Source organism: Frankia sp. Mgl5 (assembly GCF_023242985.1).
Taxonomy (GTDB): domain Bacteria; phylum Actinomycetota; class Actinomycetes; order Frankiales; family Frankiaceae; genus Parafrankia; species Parafrankia soli.
The window spans coordinates 1-264 of record NZ_JALKFY010000161.1 but is presented as its reverse complement, the minus strand read 5'-3'; the positions used below and the strand labels follow the sequence as shown (position 1 = coordinate 264).

The following is a 264-nucleotide window of genomic DNA, read 5'->3' as shown; positions in this document are numbered from 1 at the left end:
GCAAAAAGTTCGGGTTCTCTTCCATGGCAGGAGAAGTGCCGCACGTGCCGAATTCGGCGTGAGGCGAGAGTAAAATCATCCGGCCTTTTCCGTATTCCGCTTCAATAATCGCCCCTTTCCCTTGGAGATGCTCGCGGAAGCGGTCTGCTGTCAACGGGTTATACCACTTCATCGCTTCTACCGCGATCGGATTCATCGAAATGTCCCATGACGGCGGCTGGGAACCGGAGGCGATGAAATCCTTGTAGCGGGCAATTACTTTCA

1 protein-coding gene is annotated in these 264 nt (G+C 53.8%); it reads right to left on the bottom strand.

The genetic code is table 11. The annotated features are described in order from the left end of the window. Positions 1–264 (bottom strand): hypothetical protein (locus MXD62_RS08815; protein ID WP_248828893.1); only part of this gene is annotated, 264 nt, incomplete at both ends.